Origin of the sequence: Chryseobacterium sp. 22458 (genome assembly GCF_052044975.1) — a bacterium.
In the GTDB taxonomy this organism is placed as follows: domain Bacteria; phylum Bacteroidota; class Bacteroidia; order Flavobacteriales; family Weeksellaceae; genus Chryseobacterium.
Genome location: NZ_JBQEOA010000003.1, coordinates 281,733 through 305,548, shown reverse-complemented (window position 1 = coordinate 305,548; position 23,816 = coordinate 281,733). Strand labels below are relative to the sequence as shown.

The following is a 23,816-nucleotide window of genomic DNA, read 5'->3' as shown; positions in this document are numbered from 1 at the left end:
GCAGATTATAGTATTTTTTTAATGAATAAAACAGCAGAAAAACAAGCATTAATAGATAAAATCGTTGAAGCACTTCAGGATGTAAAAGGAGAAGACATTATGATCTTCGATCTTTCAAACATTGAAAACTCAGTAGCGGAAACGTTCGTAATATGTAGCGGAAACTCAAATACACAGGTGGCTGCATTGGCAGGAAGTGTAGAGAAGAAAGTAAGAAATGACCTGAAAGACAGACCTTGGCACGTTGAAGGAACAGAAAATGCAATGTGGGTATTGGTAGACTATGTTTCAGTAGTAGTTCATATATTTCAGAAAGATGTACGTGAGTATTACGATATAGAAGAACTTTGGGGTGACGCAGTCATTACCAGAATTGAAAATGAATAATAAAAATTTTAAAAAGTATAAATGAATAATAAAGGATTCAACTGGTTCTTTCCTATTGTAATCATAGCTCTTTTGCTATTTTTTGGCTCCAATTTTTTAGGAGGAGATACTGCAAAATCTATTGATGAAGATGGTTTCTTTAGAGAAATGCAGGCGGGGAAAGTCCAGAATATAATTATATACAAAGACATAGAGAAAGCGGATGTTTTTCTTACCAAAGAAGCAAAAGCAGCAATGGTAAGCAAAACCGCAAAAGATAATAACCCTCTTTCAGCCCTGGATATGGCTCCTAAAGCAGACTTTACTGTGAAATACGGAGATCTTCAGCTTTTCCTTCAGAAATTTGACCAGGTAAAAGCTACCAATCCGGCGATTAAAACTGCTAAAGATTACGGAACAGGTAAAAGCCCTTTCACTGATATTCTGATATCTGCGTTGATCTGGATCGCTATTTTAGGATTATTCTACTTCCTTCTTTTCAGAAAGATGGGTGGTGGCGGAGGTCCCGGCGGACAAATCTTCTCTATCGGAAAATCCAAGGCCAAACTTTTTGATGAAAAAGAAAGAATTCAGGTAACATTCAAAGATGTTGCAGGATTGGAAGGTGCCAAAGAGGAGGTTCAGGAAGTTGTTGATTTCTTGAAAAACTCTGAAAAATATACGAAACTGGGAGGTAAGATTCCTAAGGGAGTACTATTGGTAGGGCCTCCGGGAACCGGTAAAACCTTATTGGCAAAAGCGGTTGCAGGAGAAGCTAAAGTTCCTTTCTTCTCACTTTCAGGTTCTGATTTCGTAGAAATGTTCGTTGGAGTAGGAGCTTCAAGAGTAAGAGACCTTTTTGCCCAGGCAAAAGCAAAATCTCCTGCGATCATCTTTATTGATGAGATTGATGCCATCGGACGTGCCAGAGGGAAGAATAATTTCTCTGGAGGAAACGACGAAAGAGAAAATACATTGAACCAGCTTCTTACAGAGATGGATGGTTTCGGTACAGATACGAATGTAATTGTAATGGCTGCAACCAACAGAGCAGATATTCTTGATAAAGCTTTGATGAGAGCAGGACGTTTTGACCGTTCTATTTATGTAGACCTTCCGGAACTTCACGAAAGAAGACAGATCTTTGATGTTCATTTGAAGAAAATCAAGCTTGATGATAATGTAGACAGAGAATTCCTTGCTAAGCAAACCCCTGGTTTCAGTGGAGCTGATATTGCCAACGTGTGTAACGAGGCAGCACTTATCGCAGCAAGAAATAACCATACTTCAGTAACCAAACAGGATTTCCTTGATGCGGTAGACAGAATCATCGGAGGTCTTGAGAAGAAAAATAAAGCAATCAAACCTTCTGAAAAAAGAAGAGTAGCATATCACGAAGCTGGTCACGCAACAATTTCATGGCTGGTAGAGCATGCATCTCCGCTTTTAAAGGTAACAATCGTTCCAAGAGGACGTTCACTTGGCGCAGCGTGGTATCTTCCTGAAGAAAGACAGCTTACGACTACTGAGCAGATGCTGGATGAAATGTGTGCAACATTGGGAGGTAGAGCTGCTGAGCAGGTGATCTTCAACAATATTTCCACAGGAGCACTTTCTGACCTGGAAACGGTAACGAAGAGAGCGCAGGCAATGGTGACCATCTACGGATTGAGTCCGAATATTGGTAATATTTCTTACTATGACAGCTCAGGCCAGTCTGAATATTCTTTCGGAAAACCTTATTCTGAAGAAACTGCCACGAAAATTGATGCAGAGATCAAATCGATCATCGAAAATCAGTATGAAAGAGCACTAAGAATTCTTGCAGAAAACAAAGATAAACTGGATGCTCTGGCGAATAAGCTTCTAGAAAAAGAAGTGATCTTCCGTGAAGACTTAGAAGACATTTTCGGAAAGAGAGCCTGGGATCCTGAATTGACAGAAAAGCCGGTTACCAATACAATTCCTGAAAAAGATCAGCCGGAAGTATTGGAAACTCCTCAGATCAGAGATAAAGAAGAAGATAGCGAAATACAGGCGCCTGAAAGCCCTACACAGCTTTAAAATTCTTCAAAAAAGAGAATAAATACAGCCTGACAGTTTCAAAACTGTCAGGTTTTTTCATATTTAAGGAGATATTTTAGACACGATTGTAATTTATTTTCTATTTTTGTATAAAGTTGACTAAAAATAGATTAAGTTGAATTTATTCAAGAGGATTGTAAGCAAACTTACCAACCAGCCTGAGGAAGAGGAAAAACAGAGCCTGGAGAAGCTTGGGGATTCGCTGAAAAATGCGGATCTTGACTATAAGTTTGCGCAATTATTTACGCATTCAGGAGGATTTTTTAATTATTGTGCAGATGAAGCGGAAGCTCTACAAACTTTAAATCAAATTATCAAAATAGAAGGGATCGGCAATCTTTTCTGCTGGGATAAAGAACTTCAGAACTTTTTAAATGTTGTGAAGAGCCCTTATACCTCAGAATTACAGCCGTCTAATGATGCAGCATTTATCACCTGTGAATATCTGATTGCCTATGATGGCAGGATCATGCTTTCACACAACAATATTCTCCATTATCATTCTTCAAGGCTACCGGATAGAATTATCATCATTGCCAATGTTTCTCAGATTGTAAACAATCTGAATGATGCCATGGGGAAAATAAAAAGAAACGGAAATATAAAGAACCTTACTTCTATCAGTGGAAGCCAGTCTAAAATGGACAGTTCTTCCAACGCCAATACAAAACTGTTTTTATTGCTGCTTGAAGATTAAAGCACCCACTTCTAAATTTTAAATTTTGGACAAAAACCTCATTCAAAGAACCATTTCAGGGATAGTCTATGTAGCTATCATCATTCTTTGTTCAACGCCGTTGGGCGCACAACTGATCAACAGCATTGCACCGGGCCTTATCAAACAGCAGTATCTTTACCATGCATTAATGAGTCTGCTACTGGTAGTAGGAACCTGGGAGTGCGTAAAAATTATGAAGTTCGGAAAAGGATATGAGAAATGGGTAGTCTATCCACTTGTCATTTTTATATTTTATATTTTTTCCAAAAGGTATTTTAATCATGATTTCTTTTTTGATTTAAGGCTGAGTGAGATTCTTGCTTTAGCCCTTATCGGTATTGCCGTGGTTACTTTATTCAAATACCCGAATGAACTGTATTTTGACAGCGGAAAACTGATCTTTACGGTTATTTATGTAGCATTACCATTCAGCTTTGCTTTAGGTCTGCCTAAATTTTCAAGCTATAACGATACCTTTTCTCTGGAAGTTCTTTTCCTGTTTATCCTGATATGGAGTAGTGATACTTTTGCCTATCTGGTAGGTAAATTCTTTGGGAAGCATAAGATGGCTCCTAAAATTTCCCCTAAAAAAACCTGGGAAGGATATATAGGAGGAGTTGTTCTTACGTTGGTTTTATCTTACTTTATAGAGCATTATCAGCCCGAGTTGAGAGGGAACTGGATGTTTGTAGGATTCCTTGTTGCGGCTTTTGCTCCGCTGGGAGATCTTGTAGAGAGTCAGCTGAAAAGAAATTTCGGTGTGAAAGACAGTGGAAACATCATTCCGGGACACGGAGGAGTTTTAGATAGGCTGGATAGTTTTATTATCTGTGTTCCTGTCGTATATTTGTACTTTATTTTAGAAAAATTTATTTAGTCTCATGAAATTACATAGAGAATCAAAAGGAACAATTACCGTAGCAACCATTCTTTTTATCATATTGGGTGCGTTAGCGATCTATTTCCTTAAAATATGGTCCTTAATGATCATTATGCCTTTATTGGTTGTTTATTGTCTTATATTCTGGTTTTTCAGAGTTCCGGACCGTACTATTCTTGATCACAAAGAAAATGTGATCGCTCCGGTTGACGGAAAGGTGGTAATGATCAAAGAAGTGGAAGAAGGAGAGTTCCTGAAAGGAAAGGCGATCCAGGTTTCTATCTTCATGTCTCCGCTGAATGTGCATATCTGCAGATATCCGGTTTCAGGAAAAGTGATCTATAAAAAATACCACCCAGGTAAATATCTTGTAGCGTGGCATGAAAAGTCCTCTACAGAAAATGAAAGAACAACGGTAGTGGTGGAAACTTTCACCAATCATAAAGTTGTTTTCAGACAGATTGCAGGATATGTGGCAAGAAGAATCGTATTCTACTGTAATGAAGGAGATCAGGCAAAAGCCGGACATGAGTTCGGATTTATCAAATTCGGATCGAGAATGGATGTGTTTCTGCCGTTGGATACTGAAATTGTCTGTAAGATCGGAGATATTACTAAAGGAGGTTTAGATGTTATCGCTAAATTGAAGGATTAAAATTAAAATTTTAATGATAAAATAAAAAGAGAGTCAGAGGGCTCTCTTTTTTATTAAACAATGAGTAATAAATTCTCTGAGTTTAATTACGCATGCGTAATATTGAGTAGTTTCAGATTAAGTTTGTTTTGTCTGGATCGATAAATTTGCAGCCTGAAGAAACAATAAGCCTATGATGATTTCATGAAAGTATTGTAGGTTTTTATGTTGATTTTTATCACTAATCATTTTGATTAATGATCTGATGTTAAGGGTAGTATTGTAACGGCAAAACACAAATCATAATTTTTAACGCATAAAATGGCATACAGATATCTTTTCTTGTGGGTTTTTATCCTGATGAAAAGCTGTTAATATTGAAAAATTTATATATTCAGTGTACGAATCCCAACTTGGGTTTTTTGTATAAAAACACATAAAAAAACAACAAAATGATTTATAAATTTTTCTATAAACTCGTCAATAATGAGGAAGAGATAGTAGATGATGATTATGACCGTAGCTATCAGGACCTCATCAACAGGTATTTACTTTTATTATTGATTATATTCCTGTTTTATTCCATTTTTATTATTATTTTCTTTGGAGATATGCTGTCTTCAGTATTTCTTATAGTGATTACTTTCTTCTGGTTATTTTTAATGTCCATAAAAGGCAAAACAAAACGATTCAGAGAAATTCTCAAACCAACGATTATTTCGATATTTGTTCTGCTTACCTTTATCGTGAGTTTTTTTAATATCTATACGTATCAAAATGCAGGAGTAGAATATTTTTATTTCTGTCTTTTGTTTGCCGTACCATTCTTCCTGAATTATAAGAACGACTTCTTTTCAATACTCTTTATTGTTTTTATTATCAGCATTAATTTTATTGCCTGCCAGTACTTTAACTTAGATCTTTTACCAAAGAGCCCGTTTTTACAGAAAGACGATTTTAAAGTCATACGAGTGCTGAATATTTTATTCTCTATCGCTTCTTTTCTGATGGACATTATCTTTGTTGCTCAAAAAGATAAGCTGATTCATGGATTGATTCATGAAAAGGAAATAAAAGATTCCACAATCAAGGACTTAATAAAGACCAATGCGGAATTAATGAAACACCAAATGCTTATCAATAACCTTTCTGAAGAGAATATTGAAGAGATTTTGAATCTGGCAGAAAATAATTCTCCTGTTTTTTTTGAAAAATTTCAACTTTTTTTTCCACACTTCATTCCGGAAATCTTAAAAATAAACCCTAATCTTATTCATTCAGAGCTATTCTTCTGTGCCTTGATGAAGCTTGATTTTGATACCAAAAAAATAGCGCAATGTACCAACAACAGTATACGTGCTGTAGAAAGTAAGAAATATAGGATTCGCAAGAAACTAAATATTTCTTCTGAAATAAATATCAATAGCTTTCTTATTAAGATTTAAACATGATGATTTTAAGTTTTAATACTCATGCGTAGTTTTGAGTGGGCAATAATGCCGTTTGTTTTGCAGACTGTCAATATTTTTACTTCAAAATGACACAATGAATATTAAAAACATCCATATTGGAAGCCTGATACAATCTAAGGTGGAAGAACAGCAGATGCCGATGGAAAGAATTGCAAAATTTTTAGATAAGGCAGAATGGGAAGCTGAAATTATGTTTCAGAAGAAAAGTATTGATACAGACATTCTGTTGAAATGGTGTAAGCTTTTAAAATTCGATTTCTTTAGATTTTATACCGGCCATCTGATCCTTTATGCTCCCAATTCCATAGTAGATAATACACTAAAACAGAAAAAAGGTACCATGGTTTTTAGAAAAAATATTTATACTCAGGAAGTAAAGAATTTTATCCTAGACAAAATAAAAACCGGGGCCATGTCTTCCAATGAAGTTATTACCAGATATAAGATTCCCAAAACAACACTGTATAAATGGCTGAAAAAAGATATAATATGACTCCGGATTACAAACAGATCTATCTGGATATACTTCATGAAAAATTTCCTGAAAAATGGGCTGATATTACCATAAGGAATCAACTTGATACACTGAATTCTGCTCTTGACGTTCTGAAATTTAACAAACTTGTTTTCGGAGAACCGGAGTACACAATGGAATTCAGTAGCCAAAGACTTCGTTCCTATGATGAGGAATCTATTTTAAAAATACTGAAACATCAGAAAAAAAACGAGCTTAGCAATCTTCAGATAAGCAAAGATTTTAAGATAAGCAGAAATACAATCACAAAATGGAAATCCATTTTTAAAATATAAAACGAATGTTTCATTGCTTATGAGCCGGTCTCATTGAAGAGTGTAAGGTACTTTATGTTTGATATAATGAGTTTTACTACGCATGAGTAGTATTGCGTAGGACAAAATGGTTTCTGATAAAGCAGGGATGATAATTTTGTGTTGGTTAAATGACTGAGAAAATTGAATCATTAAAACAATTATAACTTAATAAATGATGGACACAAAATTGAAAATGCCTTTGGTGAAGACCTTGCTTCTTATCTTGCTTTTTACCTTTGGAAAATTTTATTCGCAAACCAATAATGGAGCTGTAGGAATTAATACTTCTTCACCCAATTTGAATTCTGTTCTTGATGTTGTTTCAGGAAATAACAACAAGGGAATACTTATTCCCCGACTTACCGAATCACAAAGGAATGCAATTGTGATCAATAAACCCAAAGATGATGGTTTAACGATTTACAATACCACAGAAGACTGCTTCAATTACTGGAGCTTTGCAGATGATGAATGGAAAAGTGTATGCGGTCAGCTGGGGAAAGGACTTTTTACCATAGATTGTTCTGCAACGCAGGCCATGGGGAGTTATGTAAAAGGTAAAGAGCTTACCAGTTCTAATTACCTGAGTGTGAAAGTTAACGTAACGAAAGTAGGAAATTATATTATTTCCGGAACAACTTCAAACGGATATAATTTTTATGGAACTGGAGTATTTCTCAATACAGGAATACAAACTATACAGGTTCCGGGACAGGGAATTCCTCAGAATATTCAGACAGATAATATTACACTTGAGGCTAATGGAGCAGAAGTTACATGTACCCCTGCAATCTCTGTTGATGTACTGAGCCCTGCAGGAACTTATACGATGAGCTGTGGAAGTGCGACTGCAAACGGGGTGTACAAAGTGGGTACAGCCTTGACTGCCTCTAATACAATTACTCTTCCTGTAAATGTTACGGCTTTGGGAAGTTATACAATTAATACCAACACTGTAGACGGAATTTCGTTCAGTGCTTCAGGTACATTTACCGCTACAGGAAATCAGAATGTAACATTGCAGGGTACAGGAACACCTTCTTCTACTGCAGTAAAAACAATGACTATTACTTCAGATAGTAAAGGAGGGGTTTCCACAACATGTACTGTAAATGTAATTGTAGTGGTTCCCAAGAAAAAGCTTTTAGCTATAGGAGCTGGTCCAAATGGCTGCGGATATAATGTTTCAGGAACTTCCCCGTCAGGAATGGTTATTAAAACAGCTGCTAATTTTGGAACCCTGGCCAACAGTATTGTAAAATATGAAGGATGGGATCAGATTATTGATGGTACCGATAGTCCAAGTGCTACTCAGTTAACCACTTGGACAACCGGGGCAAATCCCGTAGATATCATCGTTATTGGGTATGCATGGGGGATGAATGCGGCCGAAGCACAGATACTGAAAAACTACCTGGCAAAAGGAGGAGTAATCATTGCTTATTCCGAAAGCAACAGTGGAGTACAGAATCTTTTCAGAAATGTGTTTGACGGATCGGTGAACACCGGAGGTGTAAACAGTGCAGGAGCTATCTACAAATTGCCACTTACAAATGATGAAATACTGAATGGACCTTTTGGAGATATAAGAGGATTACAGTGGGGAGAAGATGCCTCTTCTACAACCTACGCAACGGGTCTGCCTTCCAGTGAAATTACAGTATATTCAGGAGATACCAATATCTCCACAGCTTCACCCTCAGGAACTGTAGGCCGTGTAACTGCATTCAAACACAATACTTTAAATTTCATCTGGGTAGGAGACGGTGGGTTCAACTCTCAATGTGGAACGGTTACTTCTCCAAATACATCAGATACCATCTGCCCGTTTTATGCAGATACAAACTATAAGCCGATTCCTAAACCGAATTATGGCAATGGAGCAGCTGCTTATGAAATGAACGTATATAACTCAATATTTTATGCAAATGCTTTTGCATGGGCTATTAAACAAGCTGAGTTCAAGGGAATAAACACAAAATAATATAGTTTTTAAAGAAGGGCTCCGGTACGGTTATCCGTACCGGAGTTTTTATTTTATATATCTTTTAATTTCCTCTAAAAGGCTTAAAATAAATTCTAAAGGCAAATCCTCATCAGCGTCAATTAAAAGAATTTTAAACTTCTTTCTGCCGTCCTGGATAAGTTCCGGATAATCGAGTTTGTCACCATGATAGAAGCTCAGGTAATGCTTTTTATACTTTTTGCTGTAATAGAAATAACACAGCATTTTCTTTTTATACTTAAAAAAAGGAAGTCCGAAACTCAATGTTTCCGTAATGTTTTGCGTATCGGAAGCAAGGATTTTTTCCCGCAAAAAAAGAAGAGTACTTCTTTCAGGCTCTTCGATTCTGTAGAAATACTCTTGTATAGGGTTCATTTTTTATTAACTTAAAAATTAGTCAAAGTTTTGCAATTCAACAAGCTTGTTGTACATCCCTTTTCTGGCAATAAGATCATGGTGGGTTCCCTGTTCTACAATGGTTCCTTTTTCCATTACTACAATCCAGTCTGCCTTTTGGATGGTTGAAAGCCTGTGGGCAATAACCAGGGAAGTCCTGTTTTCCATCATCTTTTCCAGGGCATCCTGAACGAATCTTTCAGATTCTGTGTCCAATGCTGAAGTCGCTTCATCAAGGATCATGATCGGTGGATTTTTCAATACAGCTCTTGCAATGGAAACTCTTTGCTTCTGACCTCCGGAAAGTTTATTTCCGTCATCTCCGATATTGGTGTCATAGCCTTCGGAAAGACCGGTGATGAAACTGTCGGCATTGGCAATTTTAGCGGCTTCAATAACTTCTTCTCTGGTTGCATCAGGTTTACCCATCAGAATGTTGTTATAAACAGAATCATTGAACAGTACGGATTCCTGAGTTACCATTCCGAGGAGCTGGCGGTATTCCTGTAGCTTTAAATGTTTGATATCAGTCCCGTCAATCAGGATATCTCCTTCGGAAACATCATAAAATCTTGCTAAAAGATTGGCAATCGTTGTTTTACCACTTCCGCTTTGCCCTACCAATGCAACGGTTTTCCCTTTTGGAATCGTAAGATTGAAGTTTTTAAGGATAAGATTGGCTTTATCATAATAAAATCCAATATTCCTGAATTCAATAGTATTCTGAAGGGTAGAAATAGAAACAGGTTCTGCAATTTCTTCGATTTTAACGTCTGCATCAAGGATCTCCAATACTCTTTTAAGAGAAGCTTCTCCTTTCTGTACGTTAGAGATAGATGAAGATAAAGTTTTTGCCGGAGGTAAGATTTGGAAGAACATTCCTAAAAATACCAAGAAACCTGCAGGCGATAAACTCTGGTCTACAATAATCTGTTTTCCACCATACCATGCAATGATCAAAAAGGTAATAGAACCTAGAAATTCACTCATTGGCGATGCTAGTTCTTTCTTTCTTCCCAAACTCATCGAGCTTGAGATCCATCTGTTCATAGATTGCATAAAGCGGCTATCCATAATCTTTTCAGCATTAAATATCTTAATAACCTTTGAAGATTTCAGCGTTTCATCTACGATAGAGAAGATGGTTCCCAGTTCATGTTGTGCTTCATGAGAGTCTTTCTTAAGACTTTTTCCAATCAATGCAATCATCGTTCCCATTACCGGGAGTACCAGTAAAGAGAAAAGGGTCATTTCCGGGCTTACAATAAATAAAGAGATCAGAGTACTGATCAGCATAAAAGGAGCGTTGATTAATTCAACCAAACTTCCCAGGATATTTCCTTCAACTTCCCCCACATCATTAGACATACGGGACATCATATCTCCCTTTCGGCTTTCGGTAAAAAATGAAACGGGTAACGATAATATTTTTCTGTACATTGCACCACGCAGATCTTTAGTAACTCCTACACGGTAATTGATCAAAAGTAATGCTCCTAAATATCTGAAAACATTCCTTAAAAGGAACATAAAGGCTGTAATAATACACAACCAGGCAAGCACCTTGAGAGAACCGTACTCGCTGACCAAAGACTGTATATAGTAATTGGAATATTCTTTCACATAAGAAAAAAAGTCTATGATATCACCTGAATAAACTGGTGCAGCAGTATGTTTTTCTGATTTTATAGTGCCAAAAAGCATTCCCAAAACGGGTAGAATAGTTCCTAAAGAAGCAATCTGAAATACAGAATACAGGATGTTGAAAAATAAACTTCCGTAGATATATTTTTGATGCGGCCTCGCAAACTTTAAGATTTTTTTGTATTCGTTCATTCAATGAAAAAATTGGATAGCAAAATTACGTAAAATTAAAAGATAAGACGTTCTTAATCCTCTTTTACTTTAATGGATATGTTTCAAAATATCGGTATTTGTTACAAATGCCTGACTTTTAAATTGATATTGTAAAGAACAAAAGGCCTTATGATTGAAAATTGCACAGGGTAATCCAAAGAATAGTATTGTGAAAAAAGAATCAGAAAAAGGATGGATAATAAAAATGAAAATACAGTAAACTGCCCTTTTCATACGATGTTACAGCTTTTTTTGCCATGAATTCACAAATAACAATAATTCCTGAATTCATGGCAATTAAAATAGCTCAGTTGGTATTGGCTTTTGTCTATAGAATTTAGAATTTCACCTGATCATTATATTTCGGAGCAAAATTCTTAGGATTCAGTTTTTCCAGCGTTTTCCCGAAATTATTGATGATCCGGGTCATATTGTCAAAGTCAACCACATTGATATCGTCATTTTCATGATGGTAATGGGTGGCTTTTGTCATATCAACCGTTGAAAATGAATGGGCAATGATTTTCTTTTTCACAAAACTTACATTATCTGAACGGTAGAAGAGCTGCTGTTCTGCGTAAGGATCCTGATTTATTTTTAATCCGTTGACGGCATACTGATTAAAAAGCTCATCCAGATCAGAAAAACCGTCTCCGGTCATATATAATGCATTTTTGCCCCATTGGGATTCTGTTGCTACCATTTCAAAATTGAAAAGAGCCGTCATATTGTTGTAGATCTTATCCAGATTTTTATCTTCTGATATGGCTCTTGATCCCAGCATTCCTTTTTCTTCTCCGTTGAAGGCCATGAAAACCATTGAAAATTCCGGTTTTTTGTTTTTGAAATAATCGGCAATTCCTACAAGCGTTGTAATTCCGCTGGCATCATCATCAGCCCCGTTATAAATATTGTCACCGGTTTTATCACTGGTCCCAATGTGGTCGAAATGGCCGGAAAATCCAAGATATTGATCCGTTTTTCCCTTTTTTACACCACATACGTTATAAGCCTTTTGGCCTTTATATTCAAAAGGGATCAGATAAGAATTTCCGGTACAGTATTCAAGCTTGTTTTCTTTGAAAAGGGTGGCAATATAATTAGCTGCATTTTCATTTTCGGGAGTCCAGATTTCACGTCCTTTCATTTCATCAGAAGCCAGTGTGGAAATGACTGTTTTTATTCTTTCTTTTGAAACTTCCTGTGCAAAGATACCTATTGAGAAAAGGGATAAAGTAAGATAAGTTAGCTTTTTCATTGTCTTTTATTAAAAGTTATAGAATCTGTCGTTACTTTCAGTGAAAAGTTGCAGGAAGTTACATAAATTAATTTTAATTGTTCTGTGCCAAAGTATCTTAGAAAAGAGGATCGGTATTATGACCTTACCGGCTTTATGTAGCAGAAAGAATAAATACAATAAAAAAACAGCTCCTGTAAAGAAGCTGTTCTCACTCAAAAAATCGTTGTAAGGCTATCGAAGTCTGTCTACAGATTTTACGAGCCTCTCATCTTTACGGATGTAAACGTTTGCTATAAGCAGACAGATCACCGCAATCAATGGGAAGACCGGCTCAATACCCTTCTCAGGAAACTGAATTCCTCCGGATAAGTTTAGTAACCAGTACGCCAATACACCAATCAACAAAGCGTTTATAATGATGCTGATGGTATTCAGCAAAATTTGTCTTTTTCTGTTTTTAAAACTGAATATACTTAATGCTCCTATGATGACAAGCACTATGCAGCCGATATTCAATACAGGAATACTGTCTGAAATAACAACATCCTGTCCTGTTATAAATAGGAAAACAGCAGCCAGAACTGCCAATAAAGTCCATATAGTTTGTATTCTCTGTAGCATTGAATATTAAATTCTTGGCAAAAATAATATAAATTTTGCACAATTCAAAAATAAGTGTAGATTTGCATTATACAATGTACTTGAAAACAAAAGTCACCGGACTTACTTTTCTTACTCACAATTAATTACATTTTTACATTAAATATGTTTAACATAGAAACGTTAAGGTCAAAATCCGTAACGGAACTGACTAAAATCTTAAAGGATTTAGGCGTTAAAGTTGCAAGAAATAGCAATGAAAATGACAAGATCTTTGCTATTCTTGACTTTCAGGCTTCTAACCCTAAAGTTGCAAAAGATTATTTCAACGCCACAGAAACCACCAGTGTAAATACTGAAGAGGCTCCAGCAGAAAAACCTGCTAAAGCCCCGGCAAAAAAAGCTGCCCCGAAAAAAACACCGGCAGCCAAGCCAAAAACAACTGCTAAAACAGCAGCAGAACCGAAAGTAGAGGAAAAAGTAGAAGACAAGACACCGGTTTCTGAAGAAATAAAACCTGAAGAACCCAAAGCTGAAACAACTGCACCGGCAGAAGAAGCTCAGACAGCTCAGGCTAAAAAGAAAAGAAAAAGAGTTTCTACCAATGCAGGAAATGCAGAAGTATCTACAGAAAAAACAGAAACTCCAAAAAACACAGAATCCCAAGAGCCTGCACAGGCAGAAGAAAAGCCTAACACCCCTCCTCAACAACAGGCTAACAGACCTCAAAAAGGACACAACCACCCACAGAACAGTGGAAACCAACATAAAAACCAGAACCAACATCAGCACCAAAACCAAAATCAGAACAGACATTCTGAAAAGGCAGAGGAGCAGAACGACCATAAAAAAGAATTCAATTTCGATGGATTGGTAAGTATTGAAGGCGTTCTGGAAATCTTACCGGATAATTACGGATTCCTTCGTTCCTCAGATTTCAGCTATATCTCATCTCCTGATGATGTGTATGTTTCTACAGCACAGATCAGAAATTTCGGATTGAAAACAGGAGATACCGTTAAAGGAATTGTAAGATTACCGAAAGAAGGCGAAAAATATTTCTCATTATTAAAACCTACGGAAGTTAACGGACGTGACTTAGCGTTTATTAAAGACCGTGTTGCATTTGAGTACCTTACACCGCTTTTCCCCCAGGAAAAATTCAATCTTGCAGGAAGTGGTTCTACAGTTTCCACAAGAATTGTAGATCTTTTTGCACCAATTGGTAAAGGACAGAGAGCGATGATTGTTGCACAGCCTAAAACTGGTAAAACAATGTTGCTTAAGGATATTGCGAACTCTATCGCATCCAATCACCCTGAGGTATATATGATGGTTCTTCTGATCGATGAACGTCCGGAAGAAGTTACCGATATGGAAAGAAGCGTAAATGCAGAAGTAATTGCCTCTACATTTGACGAAGCTGCTGAAAAACACGTGAAAGTAGCTAATCTTGTTCTTGCAAAAGCACAGAGAATGGTTGAATGCGGACATGATGTTGTCATCTTACTGGATTCTATTACAAGACTGGCAAGAGCATACAATACTGTAACACCTGCATCCGGTAAAGTACTTTCCGGTGGGGTAGATGCCAATGCACTTCACAAACCGAAAAGATTCTTTGGGGCAGCAAGAAAAATTGAAGGAGGAGGGTCTCTTACCATCATTGCAACAGCCCTTATTGATACAGGTTCCAAGATGGATGAAGTGATCTTTGAAGAATTCAAAGGGACAGGTAATATGGAGCTTCAGCTGGACAGAAAAATTGCCAACAGAAGAATCTATCCTGCTATTGATCTTGTATCATCAAGTACCCGTAGAGATGATCTTCTCCTTGACGAAGTAACTTCACAGAGAATGTGGATCCTCAGAAAATACCTTTCTGAAATGAATCCTGTAGAAGCGATGGAGTTTGTAGACAAAAACATCAAAGGAACTCTTAACAATGAAGAATTCCTGATGTCTATGAATAAATAAATTTAATTATTGTTAAATAGAAAGCACGTATCGTAATATGATTCGTGCTTTTTATTTTAAAGACCTAATTGAAGAATAAATAAATATTTTAAAAATTTAATTCATTCTAAATCAATATGTCAATGTTAAAGATTTATTAAAGTAATCCCCAATCTTTGATAATACCTTAAATATTGGCTAATTTTGAAGTATAACATTAAAAATAAAGATTATGTCATTTGAATTACCAAAATTAGGATATGCATACGATGCATTAGAGCCTACTATCGATGCAAGAACTATGGAAATCCATTATACAAAGCACCACCAGGCATACATTGACAATTTAAATAAAGCTATTGAAGGAACTGAACTGGCAGGAAAAACTATCGAAGAAATCTGCCAGACAGGGACTGATAAGCCAGCGGTAAGAAATAACGGAGGAGGGCACTTCAACCACTCTTTATTCTGGGAAATTTTAACTCCCGGAGGAAGCAAAGAGCCTGTAGGAAATGTAAAAGCTGCTATCGAAAATTACGGAGGTCTCGAGAAATTCAAAACTGATTTTTCTGAGGCTGCTAAAACAAGATTCGGTTCAGGATGGGCTTGGTTGGTAAAAAATGCTGACGGTTCTGTTTCTGTTTCTTCTACTCCAAACCAGGATAACCCATTAATGCCTGTAGCAGACGTTAAAGGAACGCCGGTTTTAGGATTAGACGTTTGGGAGCACGCATATTACTTAAACTACCAAAACAGAAGACCTGACTATGTTTCTGCATTCTTTGATGTAGTAAACTGGGATAAAGTAGAGGAATTATTCAACAAATAATTTTCAGCTATTATAAAAATGAAAATAGACTGTCTCAAAAGGGCAGTCTATTTTTTATGATATTATTTACCGTAAAGCATCACTTCCGGATAACCCGGCCATTCTTAATTTATACTTCCAGTTTACATAAGCAAAAACCTGGTACAATTTATATTCAAACTTGATCCCATAATTTTCCTTAGGATCATAATCTATTCCGGATTCTATGATATTTCTGTATCTGCCGGAATTATAATAACTGTTCCACTCGTTCACTAAAAATGTATTTTGTCTTCAGATAAGATTCTGTATACTGACTGATAGGTCTGGCAACAGCATTCAGAAAGTAATCAAATTGAGTGTCAATTACAGTAAGTTCCCATTCTCCGTTCTCATTTTTGGAAGGCTTCATTTCCTGCTGCTCTTTGTCTTTCCTTGCTGTATCCTGAGAAAAGCAGCTGAAGGGGATACATGCCAGCAATAGTACTAAAACAATATTTTTCATGATTTCAGGTATTGATATAAAAAAAGCACTCAAAATGAGTGCCTGAATTGTTTAGGGTTCTTTCTGAAGAACTACAAATGCGGGGAAGTGATCGCTGTAACCGCCTGTAAACTGATCTCCGTTCCAGGATCTGAAAGGATATCCTTTGTAATTACCTTCTTTATTTACCAGATAAGCCGGAGCATAAATTTCTGTTTTGTAAATAGAATATTCTTTGCTAACCTGATCAGAAACTAAATTTTTAGAAACAATGATCTGGTCAAATAAGTTCGGGGCATCCTGATAAGCCAATGATGCTACTCCTTTTTTGTATAAAGGATACATCAGGTTAAGATAAGGCGTTTCTTCACTTAAATCTTTAGGGCTGGCCTGAGCCTTCAGATGATTTTTCAAACTTGGGCTGATAGGGTCGTCATTAAAGTCACCCATAGCAAAAAGCTTTGTTGAAGGATCTGCAGCTCTTATACTGTCCATTTGCTGTTTTAATAATGCAGCAGCAGCATTTCTTTTTGGTAAAGAAATTGCTTCACCACCTCTTCTTGAAGGCCAGTGATTCATGAAAAATGCTACTTTCTCATTATCTAAAAATCCTGTTACCACAAGGATATCTCTCGTATATTCTCTTCTTCCGTTATCACCGTAGATTTTCAGTTCTTTTTTTAATGAATTGGTAGGAGTGAATCTTCTTTTCTGATAGATCAGTGCTACATCAATTCCTCTGTAGTCATAAGAGTTATAATGAATGATTCCGTAATCATATTTTTTTAATGCAGGCTCATTGATAAGATCCTGAATAACCTGTCTGTTCTCAACCTCAATTAATCCTACCACAGCCGGAGCTGTTTTGGTATACTGGGCACCAAGTTCAGAAATTACTTTTGCTTCGTTGGCAAGTTTAGCCCTGTAGATCTTGGATCCGTAGTTTTTTGCACTTTTCGGGGTAAATTCTTCAGAACCGCTTTGTTCTCTTACTACTTTTTTACCGATTAAAGCACCGTCACTCCATGGCCCGTCATACTTTTCAGCATCCAGAAACTTGATAGAATCAAACGGAATACTTCTGTGGAAAGCAGGATTTCTGATATCTTTAGTTCCATCGATATAATCTGCCGAGCGAATGGTGTCCCAAAGGTTTTCTACATTCAAAAAACCTACGGTGGCAACTTTTCTCAGTTTTCCTTGTTGTTGTGAGAATGCCATGATCGAAATAATGATGGCAAACAGACTCGAAAATCTCTTCATCCTCTTAGAGTTATTATTAATATTATTAATCTGCAAATTTACTTTTATTTTAATTCACTGCATTTTAAATATTTGTAAATTTATATGCAGTAATCTGACCATCTTTTATATAATGATTCTTAAAAGTTTGCAATGTTAAGAAAAAATAATGTTAAAAAAGTTGTGAATTGCAAAATTTGACTAAATTTGTGCCCCCAACTTTTAAACTGTTGAGAATTAAGAAGAAAAGTATTTAAAAAAATATAATATACTCATGATTAAAAAACTATCATTAATCTCTTTATTCACTTTGCTGCCTGCGTCCTATTATTTTGCGCAGACTACAGTGTTTGCGTATCTTAAGGATGCGGACGGAAAACCTGTAGAACAGGCCAATGTGGATTTAAAAGGAGCAGGAAATGATGTAAAGGCGGACAAAATCGGGTACTTCCAGTTTGCTGATTTGATGCCGGGACATTATCAGATTATGGTTACAAAATCAAACTTTGAAACTAAGATTTTAGAATTTGATGTAACAAATAATGAGAAAAAGAAAGATCTTGGAGTAATTACTCTTTATTCTGCATTGAACGGTGCAGATCAGGGTTTAGCAATCATTGAAGATTCCGGGGAAAACGATGGGGGAGGAGCACAGCAGACCGCTACAGTAGGATTGCTTCAGTCTTCACAGGATGTTTTCAACAGAATTGCCAGTTTTGACCTGGGACCATACTGGTTCCGTCCGAGAGGAATTGACAGCAGAACCGGTGAGAATATGATCAATGGGGTTTCTATGGCCGGCGCAGATAATGGTGATGTAGATTTCAGCACATGGGGAGGTTTGAATGAAATTACCCGTTATCCGGAAATTGCCGCTAATCATGCCCCTTCCGAATATGCCTTCGGGGGAGCTACAGGAGTGTTTTATAAAAATACAAAAGCCAGCGAATATAGAAAAGGAAGTCAGCTGACTTACTCACTGACAAACAGAAACTATAATAACAGACTATCTTACAGATTCTCATCCGGAATGAATAAAAACGGATGGGCATTTACAGGGATGATCGCAAGAAGATGGGCTCAGGAAGGGATACAGGACGGTACTGCATATGATGCATACAGCGGGTATCTTGGTATTGAGAAGAAATTCAGCGACAGCCATACGATGACTTTGAATGCGATAGGTTCTAAATATGCAAGAAGTTCTTCCAGCCCGAATACTCAGGAAGTATACGATTTCAGAGGAGTTCATTATAACTCTTATTGGGGATGGCAGAACGGAGAAAAAAGAAATGAAAGGGTGAAAAGAGGATTCCAGCCTATGATTCAGCTACAGGATTTCTGGAAAATCAACAAAAACTCTCAATTGTGGACTACTGTTTCTTACCAGTTCGGTAAAGAATACAGCTCAAGACTTGATTGGTACAGAGCGAACAACCCATCGCCTACCTACTATCGTAATTTACCAAGCTATTGGCTGAATTTTGATAATCCCGCTCCGTCACAGGCAGAAAATATTGGTTTCTGGAGAGACAAATGGACCAATAATGACGAAAACTATACACAGATCAACTGGGACAATCTTTACAGAGCCAACAGAAGTGATAATCTTTACAGACCGGAATTCGGTGGAAGAAGAGCTGCTTACTATCTTGTAGATGATGTAAAAGATGACAAAGTATGGAACGCTTCAACGCATTATACTTATAACTTTAGTGACACTTCACGCTTTATCTTAAACTTATCTTACCAAAATTACAGATCTGAACAATACAGGGAAGTAAACGATCTTTTGGGTGCTGATTTTGCACTGAATATGGACCCGTTTGCAAGTAATTTAACCGGTGATAGCGTTTGGGGACAGTTCAACACTCAGGAAAGTAAAGCTGATGTTGCTAAAAGAGAAGGTGACAGAATCGGGTACAACTATATTTTCAGAAGACAGGAAGTGAAAGTAAACCCGGCATTTAAATTTGCTACCGGTAAATTTGATGTTTTTGTTTCCGGATTCTTCGGATATACAAACAACAGCAGAGAAGGTAAATTCCAGCATTATCTGTACCCTTCTTCTTACGGAAAAGGAGAAGACAAAAACTTCTGGAATGCAGGGATTAAAGGACAGGTTACTTATAAGATCAACGGTAGAAACTTCCTTGTTTATAACGGGGCTTATTTCTCACAGTCTCCTTTCCTGAATGATATTTATTTTAACACAAGAGTAAGTGGGGTAACCACTCCGGGAATCAAAAATGTAGTGATTGACGCTAATGATTTAAGCTATGTAATTTCTACTCCGGTCGTGAAAGTTAGATTGACAGGATACCTTGTCAATACTCAAAACGAAACAAGCGTACAAAGATATTTTGCACAGGGCGTTAAACTATCTACTCTGAACGAGAATGGTGATCAGGCTCCTGTTCAGGATGGTGCTTTCATTACTCAGGTATTGGCAGGTGCCAACAAGAGAAACATGGGGGTTGAACTTGGTGCTCAGGTGAAAATTACTCCTACATTAACGGCCAGCGGATTATTAAGCGTAGGTCAGTATACATATACAAATAACCCTACGGTTTATTTTGCTTCAGATGCTGTTGGAACATTCAGAGAGCTTGACGGTAACGGAAATATTGTATCAAGATCTTATACCAACATGGGTGAGGCTACTCTTAAAAACTACAGACAGGGTGGGACTCCGCAGGAGGCATATACTTTAGGTCTTCGTTACAGCAGCCCTAAATACTGGTGGTTAGGTGCAACATGGAACTATTTCGGGCACTCATTCCTGGATCCGTCTCCGGTAACCAGAACAGCAAGATTTTACACAAATCCAAATACACCGGGGGTTCCTTATGATAATGTAACAGAGGAAGAATTGGCAAGAGTTCTTACTCCTACAAAATTACCGTCTGCGTTCTTCTTTAACGTGAATGCCGGGAAATCATGGATGATCGGTAAGTATTATGTATTGATATCTGCATCTGTGAATAATATCCTGAACAACAGAAATTATATCACAGGAGGATTCGAGCAGACAAGAAACGTTAACTATACCGACTATGCTAATGATTATGATAGCGGAAATATGGTATTTGCTCCTAAATACTGGTATAATCAGGGGAGATCTTATTTTGTTAACCTTCAATTCAGATTCTAAAAAATAATTTTAAAAATTGACAACAATGAAAAATATATATTTTAAAGCGGCTATATTCAGTGCCCTTTCAATGCTGACGTTCTCGTCTTGTGTAAAGACCGATGATTACGACGTTCCGGAGATCAAATGTACCAACAAGTTTGCAGCTGCTAATCACCAGCTTTCCGAATTGGCAACAATTGCTAAACCTAAGCCGGTTGAAGCTGATATCATTAAAGAAGATTTCATCGTAGATGCTTATGTTACTTCAAGTGATGAATCTGGAAACATTTACAAAATGATGTTCCTTCAGGATAAGCCTGAAAATCCTACACAGGGTATTGAAATTGATATTGACGGAGGTAACCAGTATCTTGATTTCCCAACAGGATCTTTAGTGAGAATTAACCTGAAAGGACTTATCGTTCAGGCTTCTAACGGAAATATCAAAGTGGGATCTTATGATCCGAACTATTCTGTAGGAAGAATCAACCCAAATAAAGTTTCAAATTATATTGCAAGAGTTTGTGATGGGCAGAAACCTGTGGTAGCTACCATCAAACCACTTGAATTTAACTCTATTGCTGACGCTCTTAAAAACGGAGCTCACATCAACCAGCTTGTAAAAATTAAAAACGTTCAGTTTGAAGATCCTGAGCTAACGAAAAATTTTGCTGATGATTCAGGTACAGGAGACCGTTATATCGTAGATAAAAAAGCAGCAAGATTAGACCTTCGTTTCAGTAACTTTGCCACTTTTGCGAAATCTCCTATTTCTCCTAAGTATGCCAACAGTGGTGATATTGTTCTTCTTTTAAGCCGTTATACGAGCCCAAGTAACCCAACAGCTCCAACGTTCACAGAGCAGGCTTATATCAGAGACCTTTATGATATGAACTTCCCTAATCCAAGATTTAACCCGGGTGAGCCGGAAGCTCCGGCTGCGAACGCTGTAAATCTTTTTGCAGGATCTGATTTTGAAGATTGGACAGCTTTCTTATCAAGTGTAAACAATTTTGGACTTAAGCCTTATGCAACTCAAGGGGTTGGTTTAGGATATAACAACTCAAATTCCCTTCAGATTAAAGGAATCCCTACTGCTAATGATTATGTATTTACATCGCTTGCTGCTGCTGGAATTCCTGCTACACCGAAGAGAATCACAATGCGTATCAAAGGTACTGCAACAGGGAAATCTCTTTCTTTCAACGTCTATAAAGCAGGTGGAGGTTTCTATGTATTCAACTTGGGGACATTCAGTACTGGTGCTACTTTAGGAGTAGAAAGTGCTAATTCATATACCGGATCTATCAATACAAGCGGACAGTGGAGACTGGTTGAGCTTACACTTACAGGTCTTACAGATGTTAACGTAACAGCTGGTAAAGATATGTTTGCCATCAAAACAGGTACGGGAGGAAATTACGATGTTCAGATTGATAACATCAAAATTGAGTAATCCTTATCTAATTGAGATAAAATAGCATTTCTAATATACTTTATATAAATCAGGCAGCTTGTAAAAGCTGCCTGATTTTATTTTGATAACCGTTTATTAATTTCAGAACAACGGTGAATTTTAAACTGAGAATTTTTAAGATGGAATATTTTATTTATGCCTTACATCATACTTATACAGATGAATCCCATACAGATACTAAATTTCTGGGATTGTCAATAGTCTTAATCTGAAGAATTAAAAACCAAGGCTGATTTTTTTTCGGTTTCAGAGCTTGTCCGGAATGTTTTGAACTCCGGTTTTGAAAGTGTTTAAAAAATAAAAACCACCGCATCAGCAGTGGTTTTATTATTTTCAATTGTTTCTTTTAAAAAGATACTTCGTTCACTTCTTTTCCTCTCTGGAAGTTCATCATTTTCTGGCTGCCTTTGTAAGCAACGCTCACCAGATTGATCTGCTTCGGAAAAGCGCTTAAAAGGATCGTATTTTTAATCTTTAAGGTATTGATATCCGAAACTCCTCCGGTCTCGAAATATACCCATACAGTTTCTCCGCTGACCTGACTTCCCGTAAAGGTAATTGTTTTGGGAGCACCATTGACAAATACATCAAAATTATTGTTCACATATTTTTTCACTTCTGCTTCAAATCCGGCTGTGTTCGGATTGATTTTGATTGCATCAGAGATATGGCTTGTATTCATTTTTGTGGTAAACTTCAATGTCTTGCTTCCATCAATATAGTCAACTTTGGTCATTGAAGAGAAAAAGTCTACATACATAAAACTCATTAACACAAAAAATGTTAAAATTCCTGATATATATAAAAGTTTTTTCATCTTAATTAATAGATTTACAATCATACTTGCTAGTTATAAGTCACAAATAATATGCCAATTAAAAATTAACATTCACAGAATACTTATCATAAAACGCTTTAATATGTGCTACTGCCTCATCAGCAGTATCTACCACACGATAAAGATCAAGATCATCTTCAGCAATCATGCCTTCTTTCAGCAGGGTTGCTTTGAACCATTCCAGTAAACCGCTCCAGAATTCACTTCCTACCAGTACAATCGGAAACTTACCGATTTTGTTGGTCTGAATAAGGGTCATCGCTTCAGTAAGCTCATCCAGCGTTCCAAAACCTCCGGGCATTACTACGAATCCCTGAGAATATTTTACAAACATTACTTTCCTTACGAAAAAGTAATCAAAATTCATGGAATAGGATTTATTGATGTAAGGATTGAAATGCTGCTCAAAAGGAAGGTCAATATTAAGGCCAATAGATTTTCCTTTTGCATTGAAAGCCCCTTTGTTTCCGGCTTCCATAATACCAGGACCGCCTCCCGTAATGATTCCGAAGCCTAATTTCGTAATCTTCTCAGCAATCTCTACCGCCATTTCATAATATTTGTTTTCCGGTTTCAGGCGGGCTGATCCAAATATAGAAACACAAGGTCCTATTTTAGCCAGTTTTTCATAGCCATCCACAAATTCAGCCATGACCTTGAAGACCATCCAGCTGTCTTTGGTGATAGTCTCGTCCCAGGTTTTTTGTCTGAAACTGTTGTGCAGTTTTGTTTCGTTAATGTCAAATTCCGGATTTACTAAACTTTCATCCCTGGTTCCCTCAATTTCCATT

20 protein-coding genes and 1 pseudogene are annotated in these 23,816 nt (G+C 36.9%); 13 read left to right on the top strand and 8 right to left on the bottom strand.

Annotation, left to right across the window (positions count from 1 at the left end):
- Nucleotides 1-21: 21 nt before the first annotated feature.
- The 9 genes from rsfS (at nucleotide 22) to ACTJJF_RS12260 (ending at nucleotide 8,970) form a co-directional block, all read left to right on the top strand.
- Nucleotides 22-387 carry a ribosome silencing factor gene (rsfS, locus tag ACTJJF_RS12300; RefSeq protein WP_065400154.1) on the top strand — a complete coding sequence of 122 codons (366 nt, stop codon included), beginning with the start codon at nucleotides 22-24 and terminating at the stop codon, nucleotides 385-387.
- 21 nt (nucleotides 388-408) lie between these two features.
- A complete protein-coding gene (ftsH, locus tag ACTJJF_RS12295; RefSeq protein ID WP_440699837.1) occupies nucleotides 409-2,430 on the top strand; it encodes an ATP-dependent zinc metalloprotease FtsH in 2,022 nt (673 codons plus the stop codon).
- Between the two features lie 136 nt (nucleotides 2,431-2,566).
- The gene (locus ACTJJF_RS12290; protein WP_312297068.1) at nucleotides 2,567-3,148 is read left to right on the top strand and encodes an LUD domain-containing protein; all 582 of its coding nucleotides are present in this window, start codon (nucleotides 2,567-2,569) and stop codon (nucleotides 3,146-3,148) included.
- Nucleotides 3,149-3,173: 25 nt separating this feature from the next.
- Nucleotides 3,174-4,046 (top strand): phosphatidate cytidylyltransferase, encoded by an 873-nt coding sequence (locus ACTJJF_RS12285; protein WP_440699836.1) that lies wholly within the window; start codon nucleotides 3,174-3,176, stop codon nucleotides 4,044-4,046.
- 4 nt (nucleotides 4,047-4,050) lie between these two features.
- Nucleotides 4,051-4,704: a phosphatidylserine decarboxylase family protein gene (locus ACTJJF_RS12280; RefSeq protein WP_440699835.1), complete on the top strand. Its 654-nt coding sequence runs from the start codon at nucleotides 4,051-4,053 to the stop codon at nucleotides 4,702-4,704.
- Between the two features lie 431 nt (nucleotides 4,705-5,135).
- Nucleotides 5,136-6,128 (top strand): helix-turn-helix transcriptional regulator, encoded by a 993-nt coding sequence (locus tag ACTJJF_RS12275; RefSeq protein ID WP_440699834.1) that lies wholly within the window; start codon nucleotides 5,136-5,138, stop codon nucleotides 6,126-6,128.
- 100 nt (nucleotides 6,129-6,228) lie between these two features.
- Complete coding sequence (locus tag ACTJJF_RS12270; RefSeq protein ID WP_440699833.1) at nucleotides 6,229-6,648, top strand: transposase; 420 nt, start codon at nucleotides 6,229-6,231, stop codon at nucleotides 6,646-6,648.
- Nucleotides 6,624-6,965 carry a helix-turn-helix domain-containing protein gene (locus ACTJJF_RS12265; RefSeq protein ID WP_440699832.1) on the top strand — a complete coding sequence of 114 codons (342 nt, stop codon included), beginning with the start codon at nucleotides 6,624-6,626 and terminating at the stop codon, nucleotides 6,963-6,965. The genes ACTJJF_RS12270 and ACTJJF_RS12265 overlap by 25 nt, the downstream gene beginning before the upstream one ends.
- A 193-nt stretch (nucleotides 6,966-7,158) precedes the next feature.
- The gene (locus tag ACTJJF_RS12260) at nucleotides 7,159-8,970 is read left to right on the top strand and encodes a hypothetical protein (RefSeq protein WP_440699831.1); all 1,812 of its coding nucleotides are present in this window, start codon (nucleotides 7,159-7,161) and stop codon (nucleotides 8,968-8,970) included.
- 48 nt (nucleotides 8,971-9,018) lie between these two features.
- Here ACTJJF_RS12260 and ACTJJF_RS12255 read toward each other — a convergent pair whose 3' ends face one another.
- The 4 genes from ACTJJF_RS12255 to ACTJJF_RS12240 form a co-directional block, all read right to left on the bottom strand.
- The gene (locus ACTJJF_RS12255) at nucleotides 9,019-9,366 is read right to left on the bottom strand and encodes a DUF1801 domain-containing protein (protein ID WP_440699830.1); all 348 of its coding nucleotides are present in this window, start codon (nucleotides 9,364-9,366) and stop codon (nucleotides 9,019-9,021) included.
- Nucleotides 9,367-9,384: 18 nt separating this feature from the next.
- Complete coding sequence (locus ACTJJF_RS12250) at nucleotides 9,385-11,223, bottom strand: ABC transporter ATP-binding protein (RefSeq protein ID WP_440699829.1); 1,839 nt, start codon at nucleotides 11,221-11,223, stop codon at nucleotides 9,385-9,387.
- Nucleotides 11,224-11,581: 358 nt separating this feature from the next.
- Nucleotides 11,582-12,502, bottom strand: a complete 921-nt coding sequence (locus tag ACTJJF_RS12245) for a M28 family metallopeptidase (RefSeq protein ID WP_312300434.1) — start codon at nucleotides 12,500-12,502, stop codon at nucleotides 11,582-11,584.
- Between the two features lie 213 nt (nucleotides 12,503-12,715).
- The gene (locus ACTJJF_RS12240) at nucleotides 12,716-13,105 is read right to left on the bottom strand and encodes a DUF4293 domain-containing protein (protein WP_065400163.1); all 390 of its coding nucleotides are present in this window, start codon (nucleotides 13,103-13,105) and stop codon (nucleotides 12,716-12,718) included.
- A gap of 144 nt (nucleotides 13,106-13,249) precedes the next feature.
- Here ACTJJF_RS12240 and rho point away from each other — a divergent pair, with 144 nt between their 5' ends.
- Together rho and ACTJJF_RS12230 are read left to right on the top strand one after the other, a co-directional pair.
- Nucleotides 13,250-15,061 (top strand): transcription termination factor Rho, encoded by a 1,812-nt coding sequence (gene rho / locus ACTJJF_RS12235; RefSeq protein ID WP_312300429.1) that lies wholly within the window; start codon nucleotides 13,250-13,252, stop codon nucleotides 15,059-15,061.
- Nucleotides 15,062-15,272: 211 nt separating this feature from the next.
- Nucleotides 15,273-15,869, top strand: coding sequence for a superoxide dismutase (locus tag ACTJJF_RS12230; protein ID WP_440699828.1), 597 nt, complete (start codon nucleotides 15,273-15,275; stop codon nucleotides 15,867-15,869).
- A gap of 66 nt (nucleotides 15,870-15,935) precedes the next feature.
- On the opposite strand, the pseudogene ACTJJF_RS12225 reads toward ACTJJF_RS12230, so the two are convergent.
- Nucleotides 15,936-16,353, bottom strand: a pseudogene (locus ACTJJF_RS12225) (DUF6146 family protein).
- A 51-nt stretch (nucleotides 16,354-16,404) separates the two neighbouring features.
- Nucleotides 16,405-17,595, bottom strand: a complete 1,191-nt coding sequence (locus ACTJJF_RS12220) for an endonuclease/exonuclease/phosphatase family protein (RefSeq protein ID WP_312300421.1) — start codon at nucleotides 17,593-17,595, stop codon at nucleotides 16,405-16,407.
- Between the two features lie 253 nt (nucleotides 17,596-17,848).
- Between ACTJJF_RS12220 and ACTJJF_RS12215 the strand changes: the two genes are divergently transcribed.
- Both ACTJJF_RS12215 and ACTJJF_RS12210 read left to right on the top strand, forming a co-directional pair.
- The gene (locus tag ACTJJF_RS12215) at nucleotides 17,849-20,728 is read left to right on the top strand and encodes a carboxypeptidase regulatory-like domain-containing protein (RefSeq protein WP_440699827.1); all 2,880 of its coding nucleotides are present in this window, start codon (nucleotides 17,849-17,851) and stop codon (nucleotides 20,726-20,728) included.
- 25 nt (nucleotides 20,729-20,753) lie between these two features.
- Nucleotides 20,754-22,166 carry a DUF5689 domain-containing protein gene (locus ACTJJF_RS12210; RefSeq protein ID WP_440699826.1) on the top strand — a complete coding sequence of 471 codons (1,413 nt, stop codon included), beginning with the start codon at nucleotides 20,754-20,756 and terminating at the stop codon, nucleotides 22,164-22,166.
- A gap of 367 nt (nucleotides 22,167-22,533) precedes the next feature.
- Here ACTJJF_RS12210 and ACTJJF_RS12205 read toward each other — a convergent pair whose 3' ends face one another.
- On the bottom strand, nucleotides 22,534-23,004 hold the full coding sequence (locus tag ACTJJF_RS12205; protein ID WP_228412536.1) for a DUF6702 family protein: 471 nt from the start codon (nucleotides 23,002-23,004) through the stop codon (nucleotides 22,534-22,536).
- 58 nt (nucleotides 23,005-23,062) lie between these two features.
- Nucleotides 23,063-23,815 carry a TIGR00730 family Rossman fold protein gene (locus ACTJJF_RS12200; RefSeq protein WP_312300409.1) on the bottom strand — a complete coding sequence of 251 codons (753 nt, stop codon included), beginning with the start codon at nucleotides 23,813-23,815 and terminating at the stop codon, nucleotides 23,063-23,065.
- Nucleotide 23,816: the final 1 nt, after the last annotated feature.